Raw genomic sequence first — 22,529 nt, 5'->3', positions numbered from 1 at the left:
AGACAGTAGTAAGAGGGGATGCCGGATCAAGTATATCCGGCCTTTCCCATTTGTTATATGTGTGGAAGGAGAGCGAGTCGTGAAAGGGAAATTGACATATTTAGTCTGTATGCTAAGTATAATGAGTGTAATCTTGGTAGGATGTGCTTCTTCAACCCAAGAAAAATCAACAACAAAATCTCCAGATCATTATCTGCAAATGACGGATGATGCAGGGCGCAATGTAGTATTGGGACAAAAACCACAACGCATTGTTGTGTTATCCACCTCTTTCTTAGATGTATTATATGGGGTCGGTGGCAAAGCAGTAGGAAGACCGAGCTCTAAAACACCGCAGACTTTTCCCACTCAGCAGGAGATTCCAGAAGTAGGCTTTATTTATAATGTAAATGTTGAGCAAGTATTAACCCTTCAGCCAGACTTAATAATTGGTTTTCAGGGAATTCACGATAAATTAATTCCAACATTTGAAAGCAGTAAGATTCCTGTGATGATATTGAAAATGAGAACCTATGATGATATTCTAGCGAAAGTCAAGTTATTTGGGGAGATTGCAGGCACGCAAGATCAGGCCAAAAAACTGCTTGCTGTTATGCAAGCCAAAATCAATGAGGTAACAGTTAAGTTGCCAAATCAAAGTAAAAAAGTGATTATATTGCACGCCACCGCCAAAAATGTTACTGTAGAGCTTGAGCATAGCATTGCAGGAAATGTGGCTGCTATCCTGAAACTCAAAAACATTGCGGCAGGTAGTACGCCAATCGCTGGTGATAGTGAAACGACTCCTTATAGTTTAGAAAAACTAGTAGAAGGAGACGCCGATGCTATTTTGGTTGTTACCATGGGAAATATGGCTGAAATTGAAAAAAGAATGAAAGCTGATCTTGAAAGCAATCCGGCTTGGGGTGGTTTACGTGCAGTAAAAACAGGACAAGTATTCTTTCTGCCCGCAGAATTATTCCAACTCAATCCTGGAATTCGTTTTCATGAATCAGTAGAATATATGGCAAAAGTAATGTATCCTGAGGTTTATGGAAATGTTAAATAAGAAGATTTTCTCATGTAGAGGCACACGTGATCGGAGTGAATGGAGAGCATTTATTTTGGGGATATTCCTATTACTTGCTCTAGGGGGGATTGCCCTCAGTTTGAGTGTAGGAGCACTATCCATTAGTCTGAATGAAATTATAACGGCTATTTTTTCTGATACTCCGGGAGCAAATCGACAAGTGATATGGAACATACGGTTGCCAAGAACCTTAGTAGGCGCATTGGTAGGTGTTAATTTGTCCTTAGCTGGAGCCATTTTACAGGGTGTTATGAAAAATCCCCTGGCTGACCCTCATATTATTGGGGTGTCGTCAGGAGCTGGTTTAGCTGGCGTAAGCATTATGGTGCTGTTCCCTCATAAAGAATATTTGGTGACTCCCTTTGCCTTTTTTGGTGCTATGATAGCGGCTATTTTTATTTATATTTTGGCTTGGAAAGGCGGCATTCGGCCAGTACGTATTATTTTAGCAGGGGTAGCTGTATCGGCTTTTTTGAATTCAGCTATTTCTGCACTATTAGTATTTTACAGTGATCGGGTTCATGGAGCATTGATGTGGATGGTGGGGGGATTGTCAGCCCGCAGCTGGCCACATCTTGATATTATTTTGCCCTATACGATAATTGGTGGAATCTTGGCTATATTGGGTGCCAGGCGACTTAATATTCTAAATCTTGGAGATGAAATTGCCCGAGGGTTAGGTCTAAATGTGGAAGTATCCCGCATTGCACTGACAGCAGTGGCAGCATTAATGGCGGCAAGTGCTGTTAGTGTTGTTGGTCTGTTGGGCTTTGTAGGATTGATTGTACCCCATGCAGCACGCTTGTTGGTTGGTTCGGATTATCGCTATCTTCTTCCAGCCTCGGCCTTATTGGGAGTCGCAGTTGTTACATTAAGCGATACCTTGGCTAGAGTGGCATTTGCTCCAATTGAAATTCCAGTAGGGATTATTATGGCCTTTGTCGGTGCGCCATTCTTTCTCTACCTGCTAAGGAGGGATGCATAATGTCCATTATGAAAGCAGAAGCATTATCCGTGAATTTTGATGATAAAATGGTCTTGAAAGATCTTTCTCTGGCAATTGAGGAAGGGAAAATTATTTCGATTTTAGGCCCTAATGGATCAGGTAAAAGTACCTTATTGAATGTCTTATCACGGAATATACAACCGAATAAAGGGATTGTCTATTTAGACGGTCAGAATTTAGCTCAGCTTAGCGGAAAAAAGCTCGCGCAGCAAATGGCTGTTTTACCTCAATCTCCTCAGGCGCCCAGTGATTTAACAGTAAGGGATCTAGTCGAATTTGGGCGATTTCCCCATCAAAGCTGGTGGAGAGGAAAGTCAGAGCAAGATGAGGATTGTGTTAGTTGGGCTTTGACGCAGACAGGTCTTACACAAATGGCTGATCGAGTGGTGAGTACTCTTTCTGGTGGTGAACGTCAGCGGGTATGGATAGCCATGGCTTTAGCACAAAAGCCAGAAATCCTATTATTGGATGAACCTACTACTTATCTTGATATTTGCCATCAGCTAGAAATCATGGAATTGCTAGCTGCTTTTAATCATGAGCATAAACTTACGGTTGTGATGGTGCTGCATGACATCAATCATGCAGCCAGATATTCAGACTATGTTGCCGTCTTGCAGCAAGGACAAATTTTTGCAGCGGGTAAACCGGTGGATGTCATTACGGAGCATACTCTGCGAGAAGTATTTAGGGTTGAAAGCGAAATCTCCTTTGATTCATCCGGTAAACCAATGGTAATGATCCGGGGGCTGACGTCGATAAATAGGAGAAGTAGGGGATAGTAGATGATTCACATTGAGAATTTTAGTAAGAAATTTGGTGAACGCACCGCTGTAGATAATCTATCTTTAAAAATTGCCAAAGGAGAGATATTTGGCTTATTAGGACCAAATGGTGCAGGGAAAACAACTACCATTCGCGTACTAACCATGCTAACACGACCAACAGCAGGCAAGATTGTTATTGATGGCTGTGAGGCTTCTCATCAGGAACAGCACATTAAATCTGTCATTGGTGTAGTCCCTCAGCATTTTAATTTAGACAGTGATTTAACACCCTGGGAAAATCTTGAGCTTCATGGAAGACTTCACCATATGATGCCTCAGGTGCGTAACCAACGGATTGAAGAATTATTAAAGTTTGTAGAACTGGAAGATCGAGCTCATGAGATGGTGCAGAAATTTTCTGGCGGCATGAAGCGGCGCTTAATGATTGCAAGAGCGTTATTGCATCAGCCCAAAGTACTTTTCTTAGATGAACCCACAGTAGGGCTTGATCCGCAAGTACGCCGCCGTCTTTGGGATCTGATACGCCACTTGAAGAATGAGGGACTTACTGTATTGCTGACCACTCATTATATTGAAGAGGCTGAAAATTTATGCCAGCGGGTTGCGATTATGGAAAAAGGGAAATTAATTGCCATCGATACTCCCAGGGCATTGTGTCAGCGACTTGGTTCCTATGCAGTGGAATGGGCAGATGAAGAAGGCACAAAAACAAAATTCTTCGCTGACCGCAATGAGGCTTCCGCCTTTGCTGCTACATTAGTAACAACGACTACCCTGCGTCAGACAAACTTAGAAGATGCATTTGTAGAATTGACTGGGCGGAAGGTGGCAGGATAATGTTATATGATATTTGGACAGTCTTTTGGCGAGATTGGCTAGTGCTAAAAAGACGCATTGGCCGCTTTATTTTATCTCGAATGGTCTCACCTATATTATATCTGGTAGCCTTTGGCTGGGGATTAGGACGGAGCATTCAGGTCAATCAAGGCAGTTATTTAGATTTTATTGTACCTGGCATTATTGCCTTGAATTCGATGAATATCAGTTTTAATTCAGTGGGAAGTCCTCTTAATATGAGTAGGGTATATCATAAAACATTGGAAGAATATCTAATTGCTCCCATATCTTCTATATCTTTTGTGATTGGTAAAGTCGCGTCAGGTGCGTTACGCGGCTTATTATCATCTTTAATTATTATCCTGTTAGCATTTGCCTTTGGGGCACACGCCCTGATTACTATTTGGTTTGCAATTGCATTGGTGCTAAACTGTCTGGTCTTTGCTTCTATGGGACTCGTGGCTGCGATGGTGATGAATACTCATGAAGATATGGCTAATTTTAATACCTATGTATTATTGCCTATGTCTTTCTTATGTGCTACGTTTTTTATACCGGACCATCTGCCGACACTGTTACGCTGGCTGATTGAATTTCTACCACTGACCCATGCCAGTCATGCCTTACGGGCGATTGTTTCTGGCGGGGAGACTCCTGTTTTATCCCTGCTCATCATGGCAGCATACATTGCTGCTTTTTGTGGAATCGGCGTATGGCTGATGGAAAAAGTACGGGAGTAGATGTTGAATAAAAGTCGAGACTTTTTAAACCGCAGAGGCGCAGAGAACACAATAGAAAAGTATTACAAATACCTCTCTATTGTGTTCTCTGCGCCTCTGCGGTTCATTTTTTATCTTTTAAAATTTTCTTTGGAGGAAGAAAGTTTCAGGGCAGCACGTACCATTGTCTCTGTTCCGTAAGCTAATGCTTTCTCATCGATATCAAATTTAGGATGATGCTGAGGATAGATAATACCTTTATCTTTATTACCTGTACCAATAAAGATAAAGGCCCCGGGGACCTTCTCCAGATAAACGGAGAAATCTTCACCACCCATTACAGGATCGATAGTTAAGGTATTTTCTGCGCCAAGAGTTTCGACGCTGGCATTTGCAAATACTTCTGCAATTTGGGGATTATTGATGACAGGGGGGAAGCCCAGGTTTTTGTCAATCTGGAAGGTAGCGCCTGCTGCTAGGCAGATACCGCTGACAATTTGCTCCATACGGTCAAAAACGATTTTCTTGATATCCATTGTAAAGGAACGTACGGTGCCAATCAGAGTAGCTGTATCAGGAATGATGTTAAAGGTATCGCCTGACTTAAAGGAACCGATCGATAAGACTGCTTGCTCCAAGGGATCAATATTGCGGCTTATAATGGTATGTAACGCTGTTACGACTTGCGCGCCTACTAAGAGAGCATCTACGGTTTGATGGGGCATCGACCCATGACCGCCTCTGCCTTTTATAGTAATGGTAAACGAATCAGGAGAAGCCATCATGCGGTTATAGCTAATGCCGCTGGTTCCGGCAGAAAGGCTTTGCCAAAGATGAGTTCCAATAATAGCATCAACATCTGCAAGAGCGCCTTCTTCCACCATGAGGGCTGCACCCCCGGGAAAACATTCTTCACTAGGCTGAAATAAGAAAATGATTGTACCAGCTAAACGATCCTTTAATTCTACTAATGTCTTGGCTACGCCAATCAGCATGGCCGTATGACCATCGTGACCGCAAGCATGACATACTCCAGGGTTTTGCGATTGATAGGGCTTGCCGCACTCATCTTGCAGTTCTAGTGCATCGATATCAGCTCGGATTGCAATGGTCTTGCCAGGAAGAGCCCCTTGCAGCTTAGCAATTACTCCTGTTCCTGCCATTTTGCGCGGCGTAAGTCCTAAGGCTGATAATTCCTCCAGAATCCTTTGCTGTGTATTAAATTCCTGGGTACTGAGTTCAGGGTATGTGTGAAAATGACGTCGTAAGGAAACAATAGAATCATAATGTTTTTCAACGAGATTTTTAATAATTTGCAAAATGAAATCCTCCTATTCGTAGGATACAAGTATCTGTAATGAAAAGATATGATGTTACAATATCTATCATTATATACTTGTGAAGCGTAAAATAAAAGATGAAAAATAGATTATGATTCTAAATGCATAAGAAATATTGCTTAACAAAGATAGACAAGGATGTTATTATATGGTATTATTTATTAAATAAGAATATTACTATTAAGGGGAGTCGTAGATGATAAAGAATTGGAGAAGTCTTGTAAATGTTAGCATGTGTCTTTTGGTTTTACTTTTAGTAGTGGGATGTGGTAGTAATGCTGCAAAGCCAGCAGAGCCAGAAGTTAAGAAAATAAAAGTGGTTACTACTATGTATCCTGTATATGAATTTGTAAAACAAGTGGGCGGCGATAAGGTAGATGTGGTTATGCTCATACCTCCAGGGGCAGAACCACATGACTGGGAACCGACAGCGAAAGATATCATTCAAATTAAGAGTGCGAAAATTTTCGCTTATCATGGAGCCGATTTTGAGCCAGTTGAAAAATTACTAAAGAAAGATGTATTAGGTGATGCTCTTCCTGTAGAAGTAAGTAAAGATGTTAAGAAACTGGAAGCAAAACATGCAGAAGAAGAGGAGGAAGAGGAAGAACACGGTCATGAGCATGGAGATTCCCATGATGAGCATAAATTTGATCCTCATGCATGGCTGGATCCAATAGCAGCTCAGCAAGAGATTAAAACCATCGAGCAAGCATTGGTTGCCGTTGATGAAAAAAATGCCGACTACTACAAACAAAATGCAGAAACATACAATAAAAAATTAGCTGAACTTGATGAACAATATAAAAAGGCTTTAACTGGAATTACTCGTAAAGAAATTGTTACGAGCCATAGAGCTTTTGGTTATCTGGCAAATCGTTATGGATTTGAACAGTTAGGTATTATGGGGCTTTCTCCTGATGCAGAACCTACACCAGATCGAATGGCAAAGATCACTGAGTTTTGCCGTGAACATAAAGTGAAATATATATTCTTTGAAACCTTAACGAGTCCTAAATTAGCGCAGACCCTTGCGAAAGAAACAGGGGCGGAATTACTCGTGTTAAATCCGATTGAAAGCCTAACAGAGCAAGAAATGAAAGATGGAAAAAACTATTTAACCATCATGGGTGAGAATTTAGTAAACTTACAAAAAGCGCTTAAGTAAATAAAGAGATGAAGAGTTGCATGATAAGCAAATCTTCATCTCTTATTTTTTATGTAATAGATATAAAATCGCCAATAGGATTGGCTGATGGATCAAATAGACGGCTAAAGAATGTCGGCCTAGCCAAGTAATTACTTTGGGAAGAGGTATAGAAACATAAGGCTGTCTGGATCTATAAAATAACTTGCCGATTAGAATTCCAATGACAAAAATTCCATACCAAGGAAATACAGGATAATAATCCAACGATGTAAAAGTACGAGTCTGCAAACCCAAAGGGAAAAGATATGGAGAAGCTGTGAAGCTTGCCGCAACAACCAGACCTATGATAAATGAAGCAATGGTTAACAGTAATAACCATCTAATTTGTAAAGAACCGATAAGATGTGACGAAAGTAAACTGATCCCAAGAAAATGCAAGATACCAAAACGAATATAAAAATCTGGATTGTAAAAATAGGTAATAGACGTTAGTAGGATTGCCCAGATAAAAATGTTGATGCCATGACGCATACTGTTACGGCTGAGGGTACTGCTTAAACCGCAAAGGAAGATAAATAAGATAGCCGATAGTTTTCCCTCCCAGTACCAAAATCCTCCCAGATAATCTAGATTATAAGCATACAAATCTTTTAGATCTACGATAAGATGAAAGAGTATCATTAGTAGTATTGCCAAACCGCGAGCAAAATCCAACTCTTCAAGACGGCTTTTAATAATAGGATCAGGGAACATAAGAATCTCCTTATAAAAGACTGAAGGTATGAACTCTAATATAACAAGTGTAATCAATTGATGATAAAAAGGCAATAAAAAGAAAAATACAAGCGCGCCTAGCGAAGCAATCCCCTGCTTGCCCGGAGATTGCTTCACTCTGTTCGCAATGGCAAAAGAATACAAAGAAGTAGTTATTACCCTTTTACTAAAATAAGCATCATTTTAAAATTTTCTGTAGCGTCTAAACCATGGGGAATATTAGAAGGCATGACCAGAGTTTGGCCCTTAGTCGCAATGAACTTGTTTTCTCCAACGGTGATGGAGGCTTCGCCGTCCAAAATGTATACCATAGCATCTCCAGGTGCAGAATGGGTGCTCACCGCCTCGCCTTTTGCAAAGGCAAACAATGTTAAGGTTAGCGTATCATTTTGTACAAGAGTAAGGCTGACGACGCGGCCATCTTGATATTCTACTAGTTTCACCATTTCTAATGCCTTGCTGAACTCAATATTTTTGATGAATTTCTTTTCCATAATGTGTAATCCTCCACTTCATTTGTTATTCCTTAACTTCATTCTACAGGTTAATTTATCCTATTTCTGTGATAACTATCACAATTATTATTTTTTCCGTGTCATATTTCTATTTTGATTCATATATTATCTTGTGGTCGACATATAGCGAAGGTGCTTTATTTTCTCAAAGGAGATGGATAACGTATGTGTGGAATTGTAGGATGGATAGATTGGGAAAGAAACCTTGAAAATGAGGGTCATATTATGGCCAACATGATGGAAACGTTAGCAGCTCGTGGACCTGATGCATCAGGTATGTATTTAACAAAAAATGCAGCATTGGGGCATCGGCGACTTAGTGTAGTCGATCTAGAGAATGGAGCACAGCCCATGATTCGAGATAGAGGGCAACGACGCTATGCAATAACATATAATGGAGAATTGTATAATACGCCTGAATTAAGGCAAGCTTTAGAATCCCTAGGATATACCTTTCGTACCAATTGTGATACGGAAGTCTTGTTAACGGCATATATAGAATGGGGTCCTTCTTGTGTAGAAAAATTTAATGGTATCTTTGCTTTTGGTATCTGGGATGAAGCGGAGCAGACTTTATTTCTTGCTCGCGATCGCATCGGTGTCAAACCTTTATTTTATACGAGACAAGGTAGTAAATTTATTTTTGGTTCGGAGCTAAAGGCATTGTTGGCCCATCCAGAGGTTAAGCCAGAAATTGATAGCGAAGGCTTGGCAGAAGTACTTATTATTGGACCAGGCCGAACACCGGGGCATGGTGTATTTCGTAATATAGCAGAACTGCGACCAGGACATAGCATGCTGTATAGTGAAAAAGGCATGTATCTTTGTCAATACTGGGCGCTGGAAAGTATGCCTCATCCAGATGATTTTGATACCACTGTGGGCACTATACGAGAGTTGTTGCAGGATATTGTAAAACGTCAATTAGTTGCTGATGTTCCCGTTTGTACCTTACTGTCAGGAGGACTTGACTCGAGTGCATTAACAGCGTTGGCATGCGATACATATCGTCAGAAAGGACTAGGGGATCTTCATACCTATTCTGTTGACTATCTTGATAATGCACAATATTTTAAAGCGAATAGTTTCCAGCCTAATGCGGATGCTCCTTGGGTACAGCGTGTTTCTGAATTCTTTGATACTCGCCATCATAATATTATATTGGATACGCCTGAATTAGCAGGGAGTCTGCTCCAGGCTACGATTTCAAGGGATTTACCGGGTATGGCTGATGTAGATACCTCTTTATATCTATTTTGCCGTGAAATAAAAAAAGGTGCCACGGTTGCCTTATCTGGTGAATGTGCTGATGAAGTATTTGGCGGCTATCCTTGGTTTTATCGGGAAGATATGATTAAGGCCTCCTGCTTCCCATGGTCGCCTAATTTAGATGTACGTATGCAGTGGCTGTCTCCTGAAATGCAATCAGTAACAAGGGCTCATGATTATTTACAGGAACGCTATCAGGAAGCATTAGCTGAAGTGCCGCGGCTGCCTGGTGAGGATGCGAAAGATGCACGTATGCGAGAAATTTTTTACTTAAGTCTAACACGTTGGATGCCTACATTACTTGATCGTAAAGATCGTATGAGTATGGCCTCAGGATTGGAAGTTCGAGTGCCATATTGCGATCATAGACTCGTTGAATATGTATGGAACGTTCCATGGCATATGAAAAATTTCCATGGCAGAGAAAAAGGTCTTTTAAGGCAGGCATTGGTAGGTATCTTACCTGAAGATGTTTTATGGAGACGCAAGAGTCCTTATCCGAAAACCCATAATCCTTCTTATTTGAATGCTGTGCGTCAATGGGTCCTACAGATTTTAGATGATACTTCTTCGCCATTGCGAAGGATCGTGGATGTGGATAAAGTTCGTGCAATGGCTCAGCCTAATGCGGAAATATCAAATATACCTTGGTTTGGGCAGCTTATGACCAACGTCCAGTTATTTGCTTATCTGATTCAAGTGGACACTTGGCTGAGAGAATACAAGGTGCAATTGGTATAGCATACTGGTAGTGGAAAACATAAGGGCATGAGTGCTGTTATGTTAGCATTCTAAAGTTTTCATCATTGCAAAACAAGAGCTAGGGGTTCGTAAGGTTACGAATTTTCCTAGCTCTTGTTAGTTTGTCATGCCACTAACAGTCCTCTCGTGGCCAGCAGCCTTCTCGTGGCCAGCAGCCTTGCCGTGGCCAGCAGCCTTGTCGTGGCCAGCAGCCTTGCTGTGGCCAGCAGTCTTGTCGTGGCCAGCAGTCTTGTCGTGGCCAACAGTCTTGTTGCGGCCAACAGCCTTGTTGCGGCCAACAGCCTTGTTGCGGCCAACAGTCTTGTTGCGGCCAGCAACTGTGTCTAGGCCAGCAAGGTCTGGGAGAACAAGTATGACGAGGATGGCAGCCTATACCAAACCCAACTCCAATAGTTGAATGATAAGATTTTGCGCGAGATTCAGGGTCTTCTTCCCAATCCTCAATTTCAGGGTCTTTCCAATCCCGATAATCCATAAGTATCGCCTCCTGCCTTACATGAGTAGCATGGAAATGTATCTTATACATAATATGATTCCTGATACATAAGAGTGATTCATTTAGATGACAGGATGTATCTTGTTTATCTGTATTTTCTTATATTCTCCCCACTTTGTGTCCGCGTAAGCGGCTTCGTGTTTTTGTGGTTCCAACGGCTATGTTTTAGGACGTGTTTTTCGTATGTTTGAAATGGATAGGAAATTTAAAGGATTTACGTAGTATTTTAGCGAAGTATACAGGAAAGAATGTAAGGATGTGTTAATAAATGTGTACCGCATGTGATGAAACATACAAAATATTTACTATTGAACTTGTCACGAAAGATCCTGTTAGTACCAATATGGAATTATTTAAAGAAATAGCTCACAGATTGTTTCAAAATAAAGTAATATCAAATATTAATATCAATAATAATAAAGTTTACCATGTTGATGGGAAACAGATATTTGGATTCGATATTCATCTGGGCAATCCAAAGAACCCTTTGACAGTAACTCTTGCAAACGTTGAAAAAGCCCTTGAGGGTCTTGGAGATCAGTTTGACGATTATTCTGAAATGCAGATTAAACTTAGTTAATTTAATTATTTCATATTGAGAATGGTAAGCAATCGCATCTAAGCCGTGTCTAGGAAAGGAAAATCCTGGGCATGGCTTTTTTTACAAAAAAAATAAACCACGCCTTGGTGAAACGTGGCTGCAAAAGACATAGTTTGGCTATTGGCTTAGCAAGGGTTAAAAATTATCAAATGAGCACCAAAACAACAAAAGGATGATGATGATGATAATAATAAACCAGCTGCCACCCCAGCCATTATTGCCATTGAATCCAAAGCCCATGACGATTCCTCCCATTATGATAATGTTGTTGATTACTATATTGTATGCTAACTATACATAGGAGGTGTCAAATTGAAAGCAATGGGAAATGTGCAGTAATAAGGCATAATTTCAAGATTAAAAAAATGTAAATTATGACTAAGCAGTCATAATTTTGTCACATTTCCAGATTATAATGATATTATCAAATTAAGGAGGGTTTTTCATGAAAGGATTTGTTAAAAAGGGAATCATTTACTCGCTAATTGGGATCATACAACTTGGTATAGGGGCGTCAGTAATAGAAGCATCACCAAGACATGAGAATAGACACCATAAGCAGCATTGGGATAATCGGGATCATCGGGATCATGAGATTCAAGAAGAAAGGGCTCGTCATGAAAGAGAAATGGAGCGGCGTGATCATGAAGAAGAATGGCAATGGAAAGAACGTCAGGAAAGGGAAAAAGAACATCATGAAGAAGTCATGAGGACGCTTGGAGGAATTGCATTACTTTATATTTTAACACAATAATTAGGGGTATAGTAAGGAGGGGAGCTTATGAACGGAATTGTTAAAAAAATAGCCATATATTCTATGGTTGGTATCATGCAAGTTGGTTTTGGTGCATCGATAATAGAGGCTTCGCCATTACAAAATAATCCTACTCCTATGCAACGAGGATATGACAGACATGATCAAGGTCGTGATAGACATGATCGTGAACGCTGGGACAGAGAAAGACAGAGACAAGAACGTTTTGAGAATGAACGGCACGAACGAGAAATGAAGCGTCGTCCGCATGAGACGAGAAAGCAATGGCGTGAACGGCAGAAACATGAAATCGAGCGTCATGAAAGAGAATTGCGCAACATCAGGGAGCATAGGCACCGATAAGCCCAAAGTCTGGTAATTTTCACGGATATCCTTGTTCTTGACAGTAAATGATTTCCATACTCTTTTGGAAAAGCCATAAAAAGGAAGCTGTAATATGGCTGACGAAAATCGATTTTTATGATAAGATGCAAGTGTACATAACTAGTTTATGTTAGTTTATGCAGAAGGGGAATAAGGAATGCTTAAGAAAAATGTAAGAGTACTATTGACTGTGAGTATGTTAATCCTGGTGATACTAGTGGCAGGTTGTGGCGGTTCTTCAGGAGTTAAACGAGTAGCTGGATTGAGTACGATAGAAACGGTAACCACTTTTTTTGACGCAGCTAAGAATGACCGCATGTCAGAAGCTGGTTTATATGTATCGAGCGCTTCTAAGAATGATCCTAAAACCGTGTTAAAGTTCATGAAGGGACAATCGGGAATTCAAGAAATTAAGAATGCAAATATTGTATCCATTAAGCAAGTTGCACAACAAAGTAATTATGCAGCTGTTGTTGTAACAATTCAGGAGCAAAACACTGTCAAAATGAGTATTAAACCAGTGGGCCTGGAAAAAATAAATGGTGAATGGTATATTGTAGATTTTGATCAAATCTATAATGGTGCCAAATACAAAGTATTACAACAGCTACTTGCCAATATATAATACACCTAAAACTCTGGTAAAATAGTGTATGCTATTCTACCAGAGTTTTTTTATGCAAAAAAGTAATGAACCACAAAGGCACAATGCCGCTGCTCATAACCCCTTTGCGTCTTTGTGATTCGATTCGTTTTAAGGCCGAGTCAGCATTTTTCTTATATGCAATTGAAACTTTTACTTTTCACTATACGATATTTTTAGTATAGTAATGAATGAGTTAATAAATAAATAGGAGTTGAATGCCATGCATTTTACTTATTATATGCCAACTAAAATATTCTTTGGCTGTGGTGAGTTTGGAAAGGCTCCCGCTTATATTAAAACCCTTGGCAAAAAGGTACTGATTGTTACAGGAAAATATGCGATGAATAAATATGGTTTCACCAGGAGGTTAGTAGATGGTCTTGCTGGTTTAGGCATTGAATCCATGGTATTTGAAGGAATTAGTGCTAACCCTCTTGCTAGTGAGGTCAACGCTTGTGTTGAGAAATTTTCTAGCTGGAAGCCTGAGGTTGTAGTGGCCCTGGGCGGTGGCAGTGCCATTGATGCTGGGAAAGGTATTCTTCTTGGTTTGTCCACAGGAGAAAAAGTGGAGCCTTATTTATTAGGTCAGTTACCGATTACTCATGTTGATATTCCTCTTGTAGCGATTCCTACTACGGCAGGTACAGGATCTGAAACCAATTGGGCGGCAATTTTAACCGACGAGAGCACTGGTACGAAGACTAGTTTTCGTCATAAAGGTTTTTTTCCTGCCATTGCTATCGTTGATCCACAAATGACAATGTCTTTATCACCTGAAACTACAGTAGAGACCGGTTTTGATGTCTTTGCTCATGGGGTAGAGACCTATATATCAAAAAGCGGGCTAAGTCCTTTGGTTGGCAGCAATTCTTTAAAAGCGATACAATTGGTAGGGCAATATTTGCCTCAGGTCTTAGCAGATGGTCAAAATAGTACTGCACGTACCTATATGATGTATGCCAGTATGCTAATGGGTTTCAATTTAGCTAACTCCAGCACTTGTCTGCCTCACCGTTTACAGTATCCAATTGGTGTAAAAACCAATAGTAGTCACGGCAGCGGATTAATGGCTCTCTTTGAAAGCTGGCTGGATTTGACCTATGAGATTTCCAATGAGAAATTCAATCATATTGCAGAAGCATTACATGGCACGAGATGCTCTAATAAGAGGGAATTTATGCATGTTTATCGCCAATTTAGGCAAAGTATAAATATAAATCCTAGTTTGACGGATTTTTCTTTGACAAAAGCGGATGTGAGTTATTTGGCAAGTAAAGTAACAGGTAACTTGTCCAATGATCCGGCGGGGGAGATTCCGGGTATTGTAGAGAAGATATATGATGGGGCGTTTTATAAATGAGCTTTTTGGAGCAGACGATTATAAAAAAAGATAAAGATGGAGACAAGGTTTTGCCCTATCTAATGGTATTGCGTCCGAAACAGTGGACAAAAAATTTGTTAGTGTTTGCTGCGTTGATTTTTTCCATTAAAACCGTATCTGTGGATATGTTGGTACAATCGGCAGTTGCTTTCATTTTGTTTTGTACAACATCAGGCTGTGTTTACATTGTAAATGATTATATTGATCGAGAAGCCGATGGCAAACATCCGGAGAAATGCTATCGGCCTATTGCTTCTGGCAGATTACATCCTTTGGGTGCCTTATTGTTTGGGAGTGTTTTATTATGCAGTTCACTTGCAGCAGCATTTATAGTGGAGCCTTGGTTTTGCCTATTACTTTTCGGATATTTTATGGTGAATGTAGCATATTCTGTGAAGTTAAAACAGATTGTGATTATTGACATTATGGTCATTGCCTTTGGTTTTGTTTTGCGGGCCATAGGGGGAGGACTAGCTATTAATGTTTCTTTTACTCCTTGGTTTTTAATTTGTACCATGCTATTGGCTTTGTTTTTAGCCATCAGCAAACGCAGACATGAACTATATTTGCTCAGTCATCATAAAGGTGAGCACCGCAAGGTATTAGAACAATATTCTCCTGAATTATTGGATCAATTAAATAGTATTGTTACTACAGCGGCGATTATGAGCTATTCTCTATTTACCTTTACATCAGGCCATACCATTCATCTAATGTGGACCATTCCTCTCGTCATGTATGGGATTTTTCGTTATCTGTATTTAATTCATATAGAAGGGCAAGGGGGAAGGCCTGAAAAAGTACTGGTAGAAGATCGTCATATTTTAGGTACTGTTTTATTGTTCGCTGCTATGGTTGTGACTATTTTATATTACTTTGAATAAAGATGACTTGATTCAGATGGAATTTTAACTCCGCCTGAATCTTTAGTCGCACTTATCCAGGGACTTAGTCGCTCTTAACTCCTAATTTGATAAGATGGGAGTCTTAGAGCGACTTGGTCATCGAATAAAAATCCTAATGAAATTTAGAGGTAACATGTAAATGAAAGATTTACTATTAATTATCATCTCGGTAACCATTGGTGCAGTAGGTCAAATTGCCTTTAAATTAGGGGCCATGCAAATGGTTCAAAATCCTGGTGTTACGATAATAGAAAAAATCAAATGGCCGATAGTGCTAGGATTATTTTTGTATGGTATTAGCACAATTTTATGGATTATGGCTTTGAAAAAAGTAGAACTTAGCTATGCCTATCCTATGGTAAGTTTAGGCTATATTCTAGTGTTTATTGCCTCCTATTTTATTTTTCATGAACCCATAAACTGGTTAAGGATGGGTGGAATGCTCTTTATTATAGCAGGTATTACCTTAGTAGCCAGATCCTAGGAGGATGTTATATTGGATTATAAATATGCCGTAATACCTGTTATTGCTTGGTTCGCAGCAGGTACAGTCAAATTTATCATAAATTATATTCGTTTTCGCCAAGAGGCTGTTACTTTAATTGGTAATGGGGGATTTCCAAGCACTCATACTACTGTCATTAGCAGTACAGTCTTTTTTATTGGTTTATCAGAAGGAATCAATCAGCCAATATTTAGCTTGGGCGTAGCAGTACTTATGATTACCATGTTTGATGCAATGGGGATCAGGCGGGCATTAGGAAAACAGGCTGCGATGATCAATCAACATATAGGACCTCATCAAATTACAAAACCATTAAGAGAGCGGCAGGGGCATACTCCCGTTGAAGTATTGGGGGGGCTTATAGTAGGATTCTTATTGGCTTTTGTTTTTTATCGTATGTAACAGATTCAGTTGGGAGGAAATATATGATAGGAAGCTTTTCTTTTATATTAGGGCTAACCTTATTGTCCTTTATGTTTTTTATTTTAGCGCTATCAGCTATTGGATTTGGAATGGGCATATTCTTGCTGCCCATTCATTTATGGCTGTCAGCCGCTGGTAGTCTTATCTTTGTTTTTATTAGTGGAATTTTTTATAAAAAAGAAAATAACTGGAAATGGCTTTTTAGTATAGGGAGTCTGTCCATACTGCTAATGTACTTTTTTATGCTGCTAAGTGGTATGTTTTATGATATTTCCTATGATGGGCAGGTGTATCATCAAGAAGCAGTCATACAATTGGTTAATCACTGGAATCCTTTTCAGCAGTATTTGACAAAAGAACAGTCCCAATCTGCTGTGCTGCTAAATCACTATGCAAAAGGGCCATGGATCTATGAAGCGGTTTTATATACGGTAACAGGACAAATCGAACAGAGCAAAGCCTTCAATTTGCTATTGATCACAGCATCTTTTCTATTAACGTTTTCTGCGTTACAGAATAGTCAGAGATGTAGTGTAAACCAAGCCATATTTTTTAGTTTGCTATTGGCTTTTAATCCGGTAAGCATTTATCAATCCCTAAGCTTTTACATCGATGGACAATTGGCATCTCTATTATTGTGTTTATTGGCTTTGTCTTATCAAATGATCAGGCAGTATGATAGATTTGTTTTAGCTGGTTTTATCATGAGCATTGGTTTGTTGGTGAATGTAAAATTTACCGGTATCGTATATGCCGTTGCCTGTATAGGGTTACTGGGCGGGTGGCTATGGCTGCTAAAGAAACGAGAAAGTTATTGGAACCTTGGGAAAGCGGCAATCATCGCTTTTATTGCGGGGATTTGCATACTTGGTTATAATCCGTATATAACCAACAGCCTTTTTTATGGGCATCCTTTTTATCCCTTATATGGTGCAGGATCAAAGTCGATGGATATTATGACCAGTAATTCCCCAAAGGGTTTTTTACAAATGAGTGGAATAAAGAAACTATACGTTGCTAATTTCTCTATGGCTACGAATCAGTTTGATATGGAAGAACCCGTGGTAAAGCCTCCTTTTCGTGTCAATGCACAAGAGCTTAGACCTTTCATTTATGGCGCGGATATTCGAATTGGAGGATTTGGTCCTTGGTTTAGCGGTATGCTGGTGATTAGTGGTTTTATCTTGCTATTCTTATTCTGGTCTCCTAAGAAGGATACATTTTATGGGGTAGGTTTGGTCGTGAGTATTATGATATCGGCATTCATAAATCCGGAATCTTGGTGGGCACGATATGTGCCGCAAATTTGGTTCGCCTGCATTTGTCTTGCACTCATTGCTTGGTCCAATCAGAAAAAAGCAATTCGTTATCTCGGAAGGATTCTAGCAGGAGCGGCTGTGATCAATCTGGCCTTGATTTCCTATCCCTATATTCTTGGTAATTATTACTGTACCCAGGCGCTAAGACAAGAATTAAAAGAGATTGCTGCATATCATAATCCCATCAATGTGTGTTTTGGCGAGTTTACCTCGAACTATGTGCGGTTTGCCCAAAACAATATTTCCTTTGTGGATGCGCCAGCAGATATTGCTGATATGAATATTGAGGTCATGAGGTACAACTATTTAACTGCTCCAGCGAAAGAACAATCATTAGCAGCTATTTTTGCAAAAGAAAGGATGGATGAACATGAATAATAAAAAAGGTATTTTAACAGCAATTTTTCTCCTGCTATTCTTTATCCATGCACCAGGATATGCCCAAACCCTTATGTATGTCCCCTTTGACAATCGCCCTGTAAGTTATGAATACGTAGTCGATACCGTAAAAAAAGGTGGATTTGATATTCTGGTTCCACCGGAAGACTCTCTTGCAGCCAGAACGAGAAGTGCGAATCCCGACCAACTATGGGAATGGGTCTTTGCTCATGCGAAAGAAGCAGACGGAGTCGTAGTGTCAGCCGATGCACTGATCTATGGCGGATTGGTTGCTTCTAGAACTCATGAAATCAGTGAGGAAGTGCTGCTGGAAAGAGTGGCAAATTTTCAAAAATTAAAGGAATTGAATCCTTCTGTACGCCTATATGTATTTAGTACGATTATGCGTAGTCCCCATGCTTCCAGCGGTGGGGTAGAACCAGCGTATTACGAAACCTATGGACCAGCGATTTTTCGCATTCACGCTCTCCAAGATAAAAGTGAAATGGAGAAGTTAAGTAAAAAAGAAAAGAAAGAATTAGAGACATTAAATGCGCAAGTTCCGAAAGATATTATGGAAGATTGGGTAAACAGGCGTGAAAAGAACTTTAAAGCAAATTTACAGCTTGTTTCCGCAGCAAAACAAAATATCTTTAATTACTTGCTAATCGGTCGTGATGATTGCTCCCCGCTGTCAAGATCTCATCAGGAATCCAGATGGCTAGGAAAAGAAACAGCCGATTTATCTGCCAGCAAATACTCTTCTTTTCCCGGTGCAGATCAGTTAGGAATGCTCATGCTGACAAGAGCCGTGAATGATTTGACCTTCACCATACCTACCGTCTCTGTGATCTATACCCAGGGTGCTGGTAATAAGACGATTCCTTCTTATGAAGATACTCCGGTTGGCAAAAATGTAAGAGATCATTTGTTTGCTGCAGGTTTTGTACCTTTATTATCGGATAAAGTAGCTGATATGATTTTGGCAGTCAATACACCAGTAGATGGCTGGACCAGAGAAGCAGGCATGGAATCAAATAAAACAAAAGCCAGCAAAGAAACCGTTGCCTTTGTAAAACAGATCGAAAGCTACTTAAATGCTGGGCGAAAAGTAGCGGTGGCAGATATTTCTTTTGCCAATGGTTCCGACAATGCCTTTATGAAAGAAATGACCGATAGCAAACTGGCGTCTCAGTTAGAATCTTATTCTGGCTGGAATACAGCCAGCAACACCATTGGTTATACCATTGGACAAGCTGCTTTTGCTCAGCGCATGGCAGCCTCCGACAAAAATAATCTCATTGCTGTTCGTCTCTTAGATGATTGGGCGTATCAAGCCAATGTGCGCAGTGATCTAATGAATGAAGTGTTAATCCCTCAAGGAATCAACAATGTACAATTAAATGAAATGCGCCCCACCCTTACCCAAGATGCTACCAAACGCATACAGAATTTTGCTCAGCAAAATTTGAGTGAGTTTCCGTTGGAAAAAGTAGAAGTATCCTTCCCTTGGAATCGCATGTTTGAAGTAGATGTGAAAGCGCAGTAATGCTGTAGAATCCATGAATTGAAAAAACACAATGAAAAGTACCCTGCAAAGTAGACACTAAAAAAGTCTACCCTGTAGGGTACTTTTATTGTATTAAAAGTGTAAACCATTTTTTATTAAAATACTGCCGCAACTTGGCCAGACAGTATTTGTGACACCGGTAAGAGGCAATTTTCACATTTTTGCTAAAGAAACAGGCCAGTGGTCTGCTTACTAGAGCGGGATTTATGACCAGCGATCGGGAAAGTCACTAAAAAGTCCATCAAGAAAAACTCAAAGGGACGGTTCCATTGAGTTTAAAAGAAATAAGTGATAGAATATCAATGAGGTGATAAGAAATGTCCAGACAAGCGCGTCAAAGGAGCGAAAGTGGAATCTATCACATAATTATACGGGGAATCAATAAGCAAGTCATATTTGAGGATGATGAAGATCGAGAAAAGTTTATAGGAAATTTACAATATTATAAAGAAATTGCTAGGTATATTCTATATGGATATTGTTTAATGGATAATCATATCCACTTGCTGATTAAGGAAGGTAAAGAGCCAATCGGACACTCTATGAAGAGAATTGGAGTAAGCTATGTGGCGTGGTACAATCGTAAATATGATCGAGTTGGTCACTTATTTCAAGATCGATTTAAAAGTGAAGTTGTGGAAACGGATGCATATTTACTGACAGTATTACGATATATTCATCAAAATCCAATAAAAGCTGGAAAAGAGAAAAGTGTAGTTAATTATAAGTGGAGCAGTTATGTTGAATACATAGGTCAGAATAAAATCGTCGAGACTGGTTTCATATTAGCTATTTTTGCTGAAGAACACGAAAGATCTATCGCCAGTTTTAAAAAATATATGAATGAACAAGCTGATGATAATTGTATTGAAATTAAGGACGCAAAAAGAATAACAGATGAAGATACCAAGAAAATGATACAAAAGTATGCAAATGTTAAGATGGCTACCGAGTTGCAAAGTATGGAGAGAATAAAACGAGATGAGATAATAAGGAGAATAAAGGGAGTAGAGGGTATATCAACGCGACAGATAGCAAGAGTGACAGGTATCTGTCAAACTGTAATTTCTAAAGCGTAACTCGATAGAACCGTCCCTTTGAGTTTAAAAGTCTACCCTGTAGGGTATTTGTAACAGTTTTATTGTAGCCGCAGCGGTGACGTTAGGACAGTTAGTTACTTACTTGCAGTTTAGCGGCTTATGCCTTTGCTTTTCTGGAAGGGAAATAGGCCCCCGACCGGAGTCAGGAGCCTGATTTCCTATGATAATCAGTTGCATATTATCTAGATAGTTGTATTGATTACACTACTAAACTATTTTAAACGATATTAAGGCCTGCACTTGCATAACCTGTAACAGTATTGATTAAAGTAAGCCCTGCTGCTGTTGCAGAGAATACCAATAGCAGACGAGTTTCCGGAGTTACTGGTATATTTAAGCCAGTAATAATGCCATTGCTAATCGCTCCAAGGGCAACGACACCGGTTAGTGGTGGTGCCAATGTTACAATGGCTCCTGGAATTGCAGTGAAGGTATTGTCTGGTGTGGTGGATTCATATAATTCTGCTGTAATTGTGATTGTTGAGCCTACAAGAGCCAATGCCACTGTATTACTAAAATAGGCTGCTATTGACGTAAGAACTCCATCGCGGGGAACCGAGAAGGAGAAGTTAATGATTGGTCCTAAAGCAGTACCCGTGAGATCAATTGTTCCACCAAGAAGGCTAATGCCAGTTGCGGAAGAGCCAAAGCCAACGAGACTTGTCGTGCCAACTAAGCCACCAGCTATCGTTGTCAATATAACAGGACCGCCTGAGGCAAAGGGTATGATAGCTCCAGCACCGGTTGCACCAGTAGCTCCAGTAGCACCAGCATCGCCAGTAGTTCCAGTAGCTCCGGTAGCTCCAGTAGCACCAGTAGCACCGATAGCACCAGCATCGCCAGTGGCACCAGTAGCTCCGGTAGCACCGATGGCACCAGCATCGCCGGTAGCTCCAGTAGCTCCAGTAGATCCGGTAGCACCGACAGCACCAGCAGCGCCAGTAGCTCCGGTAGCTCCAGTAGATCCGGTAGCACCGATGGCACCAGCAGCGCCAGTAGCTCCGGTAGCTCCAGTAGCTCCAGTAGATCCGGTAGCACCGATGGCACCAGCATCGCCAGTAGCTCCGGTAGCTCCAGTAGCTCCAGTAGATCCAGTAGATCCGGTAGCACCGACAGCACCAGCAGCGCCAGTAGCTCCGGTAGCTCCAGTAGATCCGGTAGCACCGATGGCACCAGCAGCGCCAGTAGCTCCGGTAGCTCCAGTAGCTCCAGTAGATCCGGTAGCACCGATGGCACCAGCATCGCCAGTAGCTCCGGTAGCTCCAGTAGCTCCGGTAGCACCGATAGCACCAGCATCGCCAGTGGCTCCGGTAGCTCCAGTAGCTCCAGTAGATCCGGTAGCACCAGCATCGCCAGTAGCTCCGGTAGCTCCAGTAGCTCCAGTAGATCCGGTAGCACCGATAGCACCAGCATCGCCAGTGGCTCCGGTAGCTCCAGTAGCTCCAGTAGCTCCGGTAGCACCGATAGCACCAGCATCGCCAGTGGCTCCGGTAGCTCCAGTAGCTCCAGTAGCTCCGGTAGCTCCAGTAGCACCAGCATCGCCAGTGGCTCCGGTAGCTCCAGTAGATCCAGTAGATCCGGTAGCACCGATAGCACCAGCATCGCCAGTGGCTCCGGTAGCTCCAGTAGCTCCAGTAGATCCGGTAGCACCAGCATCGCCAGTAGCTCCGGTAGCTCCAGTAGCTCCAGTTGCTCCAGTTATGCCAGTAGCACCAGTATACTTAGTAGTATCGATGCAACAGCAATTTGCTGGAGATGTGCATAGTGGGAATTTAGGAACTATAGGTGAGAATCTAGTCATTGATGTATCGTCAAAGGACATAATAAGATTGACCTCC

23 protein-coding genes are annotated in these 22,529 nt (G+C 40.8%); 18 read left to right on the top strand and 5 right to left on the bottom strand.

What is annotated here, in order from left to right; all coding sequences use genetic code 11:
• Positions 1-79 precede the first annotated feature (79 nt).
• The 5 genes from JBW_RS16745 to JBW_RS16725 are packed head-to-tail and all read left to right on the top strand — an operon-like array spanning position 80 to position 4,440.
• A complete protein-coding gene (locus tag JBW_RS16745; protein WP_007959921.1) occupies positions 80-1,048 on the top strand; it encodes an ABC transporter substrate-binding protein in 969 nt (322 codons plus the stop codon).
• A complete protein-coding gene (locus JBW_RS16740; protein WP_007959924.1) occupies positions 1,038-2,054 on the top strand; it encodes a FecCD family ABC transporter permease in 1,017 nt (338 codons plus the stop codon). The genes JBW_RS16745 and JBW_RS16740 overlap by 11 nt, the downstream gene beginning before the upstream one ends.
• Positions 2,054-2,857 (top strand): ABC transporter ATP-binding protein, encoded by an 804-nt coding sequence (locus tag JBW_RS16735; protein WP_007959926.1) that lies wholly within the window; start codon positions 2,054-2,056, stop codon positions 2,855-2,857. The genes JBW_RS16740 and JBW_RS16735 overlap by 1 nt, the downstream gene beginning before the upstream one ends.
• Before the next feature lie 3 nt (positions 2,858-2,860).
• On the top strand, positions 2,861-3,700 hold the full coding sequence (locus JBW_RS16730) for an ABC transporter ATP-binding protein (RefSeq protein WP_007959928.1): 840 nt from the start codon (positions 2,861-2,863) through the stop codon (positions 3,698-3,700).
• Entirely contained in the window at positions 3,700-4,440 is a 741-nt protein-coding gene (locus JBW_RS16725; protein WP_007959930.1) for an ABC transporter permease, read from the top strand. Before JBW_RS16730 ends, JBW_RS16725 begins: the two co-directional genes overlap by 1 nt.
• A 110-nt stretch (positions 4,441-4,550) precedes the next feature.
• On the opposite strand, the gene JBW_RS16720 is transcribed toward JBW_RS16725, so the two are convergent.
• Positions 4,551-5,738, bottom strand: a complete 1,188-nt coding sequence (locus JBW_RS16720) for a M20 metallopeptidase family protein (RefSeq protein ID WP_007959932.1) — start codon at positions 5,736-5,738, stop codon at positions 4,551-4,553.
• 217 nt (positions 5,739-5,955) lie between these two features.
• On the opposite strand from JBW_RS16720, the gene JBW_RS16715 reads away from it, so the two are divergent.
• Positions 5,956-6,927 (top strand): metal ABC transporter substrate-binding protein, encoded by a 972-nt coding sequence (locus tag JBW_RS16715; protein ID WP_007959934.1) that lies wholly within the window; start codon positions 5,956-5,958, stop codon positions 6,925-6,927.
• Between the two features lie 42 nt (positions 6,928-6,969).
• On the opposite strand, the gene JBW_RS16710 is transcribed toward JBW_RS16715, so the two are convergent.
• Together JBW_RS16710 and JBW_RS16705 are read right to left on the bottom strand one after the other, a co-directional pair.
• Positions 6,970-7,662 (bottom strand): heparan-alpha-glucosaminide N-acetyltransferase, encoded by a 693-nt coding sequence (locus JBW_RS16710; RefSeq protein ID WP_007959936.1) that lies wholly within the window; start codon positions 7,660-7,662, stop codon positions 6,970-6,972.
• A gap of 176 nt (positions 7,663-7,838) precedes the next feature.
• On the bottom strand, positions 7,839-8,177 hold the full coding sequence (locus JBW_RS16705; protein ID WP_007959938.1) for a cupin domain-containing protein: 339 nt from the start codon (positions 8,175-8,177) through the stop codon (positions 7,839-7,841).
• A 186-nt stretch (positions 8,178-8,363) separates the two neighbouring features.
• On the opposite strand from JBW_RS16705, the gene asnB reads away from it, so the two are divergent.
• Positions 8,364-10,208 carry an asparagine synthase (glutamine-hydrolyzing) gene (gene asnB / locus JBW_RS16700; RefSeq protein WP_007959939.1) on the top strand — a complete coding sequence of 615 codons (1,845 nt, stop codon included), beginning with the start codon at positions 8,364-8,366 and terminating at the stop codon, positions 10,206-10,208.
• Positions 10,209-10,341: 133 nt separating this feature from the next.
• Here asnB and JBW_RS16695 read toward each other — a convergent pair whose 3' ends face one another.
• The gene (locus JBW_RS16695) at positions 10,342-10,704 is read right to left on the bottom strand and encodes a hypothetical protein (protein WP_235333866.1); all 363 of its coding nucleotides are present in this window, start codon (positions 10,702-10,704) and stop codon (positions 10,342-10,344) included.
• A 289-nt stretch (positions 10,705-10,993) separates the two neighbouring features.
• On the opposite strand from JBW_RS16695, the gene JBW_RS16690 reads away from it, so the two are divergent.
• The 11 genes from JBW_RS16690 (at position 10,994) to JBW_RS16640 (ending at position 20,670) form a co-directional block, all read left to right on the top strand.
• Complete coding sequence (locus JBW_RS16690) at positions 10,994-11,305, top strand: hypothetical protein (protein ID WP_007959941.1); 312 nt, start codon at positions 10,994-10,996, stop codon at positions 11,303-11,305.
• A 466-nt stretch (positions 11,306-11,771) separates the two neighbouring features.
• The gene (locus tag JBW_RS16685) at positions 11,772-12,080 is read left to right on the top strand and encodes a hypothetical protein (RefSeq protein WP_007959942.1); all 309 of its coding nucleotides are present in this window, start codon (positions 11,772-11,774) and stop codon (positions 12,078-12,080) included.
• Positions 12,081-12,107: 27 nt separating this feature from the next.
• Positions 12,108-12,443 carry a hypothetical protein gene (locus JBW_RS16680; RefSeq protein WP_007959943.1) on the top strand — a complete coding sequence of 112 codons (336 nt, stop codon included), beginning with the start codon at positions 12,108-12,110 and terminating at the stop codon, positions 12,441-12,443.
• A gap of 178 nt (positions 12,444-12,621) precedes the next feature.
• Positions 12,622-13,089: a hypothetical protein gene (locus JBW_RS16675; protein ID WP_007959945.1), complete on the top strand. Its 468-nt coding sequence runs from the start codon at positions 12,622-12,624 to the stop codon at positions 13,087-13,089.
• Between the two features lie 241 nt (positions 13,090-13,330).
• Positions 13,331-14,470 (top strand): iron-containing alcohol dehydrogenase, encoded by a 1,140-nt coding sequence (locus JBW_RS16670; RefSeq protein WP_007959946.1) that lies wholly within the window; start codon positions 13,331-13,333, stop codon positions 14,468-14,470.
• Positions 14,467-15,375, top strand: coding sequence for a decaprenyl-phosphate phosphoribosyltransferase (locus JBW_RS16665; protein ID WP_007959947.1), 909 nt, complete (start codon positions 14,467-14,469; stop codon positions 15,373-15,375). The genes JBW_RS16670 and JBW_RS16665 overlap by 4 nt, the downstream gene beginning before the upstream one ends.
• A gap of 160 nt (positions 15,376-15,535) precedes the next feature.
• A complete protein-coding gene (locus JBW_RS16660; RefSeq protein WP_007959948.1) occupies positions 15,536-15,880 on the top strand; it encodes an SMR family transporter in 345 nt (114 codons plus the stop codon).
• Positions 15,881-15,892: 12 nt separating this feature from the next.
• On the top strand, positions 15,893-16,303 hold the full coding sequence (locus JBW_RS16655; RefSeq protein ID WP_007959949.1) for a divergent PAP2 family protein: 411 nt from the start codon (positions 15,893-15,895) through the stop codon (positions 16,301-16,303).
• Between the two features lie 23 nt (positions 16,304-16,326).
• Positions 16,327-18,021, top strand: coding sequence for a hypothetical protein (locus JBW_RS16650; protein ID WP_007959950.1), 1,695 nt, complete (start codon positions 16,327-16,329; stop codon positions 18,019-18,021).
• Entirely contained in the window at positions 18,014-19,570 is a 1,557-nt protein-coding gene (locus JBW_RS16645; RefSeq protein WP_007959951.1) for a DUF4127 family protein, read from the top strand. The genes JBW_RS16650 and JBW_RS16645 overlap by 8 nt, the downstream gene beginning before the upstream one ends.
• 338 nt (positions 19,571-19,908) lie before the next feature.
• On the top strand, positions 19,909-20,670 hold the full coding sequence (locus JBW_RS16640) for a transposase (protein ID WP_045820629.1): 762 nt from the start codon (positions 19,909-19,911) through the stop codon (positions 20,668-20,670).
• A gap of 238 nt (positions 20,671-20,908) precedes the next feature.
• Here JBW_RS16640 and JBW_RS16635 read toward each other — a convergent pair whose 3' ends face one another.
• On the bottom strand, positions 20,909-22,513 hold the full coding sequence (locus JBW_RS16635) for an exosporium glycoprotein BclB-related protein (protein WP_045820628.1): 1,605 nt from the start codon (positions 22,511-22,513) through the stop codon (positions 20,909-20,911).
• Positions 22,514-22,529 lie beyond the last annotated feature (16 nt).

Origin of the sequence: Pelosinus fermentans JBW45 (assembly GCF_000271665.2) — a bacterium.
GTDB lineage: Bacteria > Bacillota > Negativicutes > DSM-13327 > DSM-13327 > Pelosinus > Pelosinus baikalensis.
This window is presented reverse-complemented; position numbering and strand designations above follow the sequence as displayed.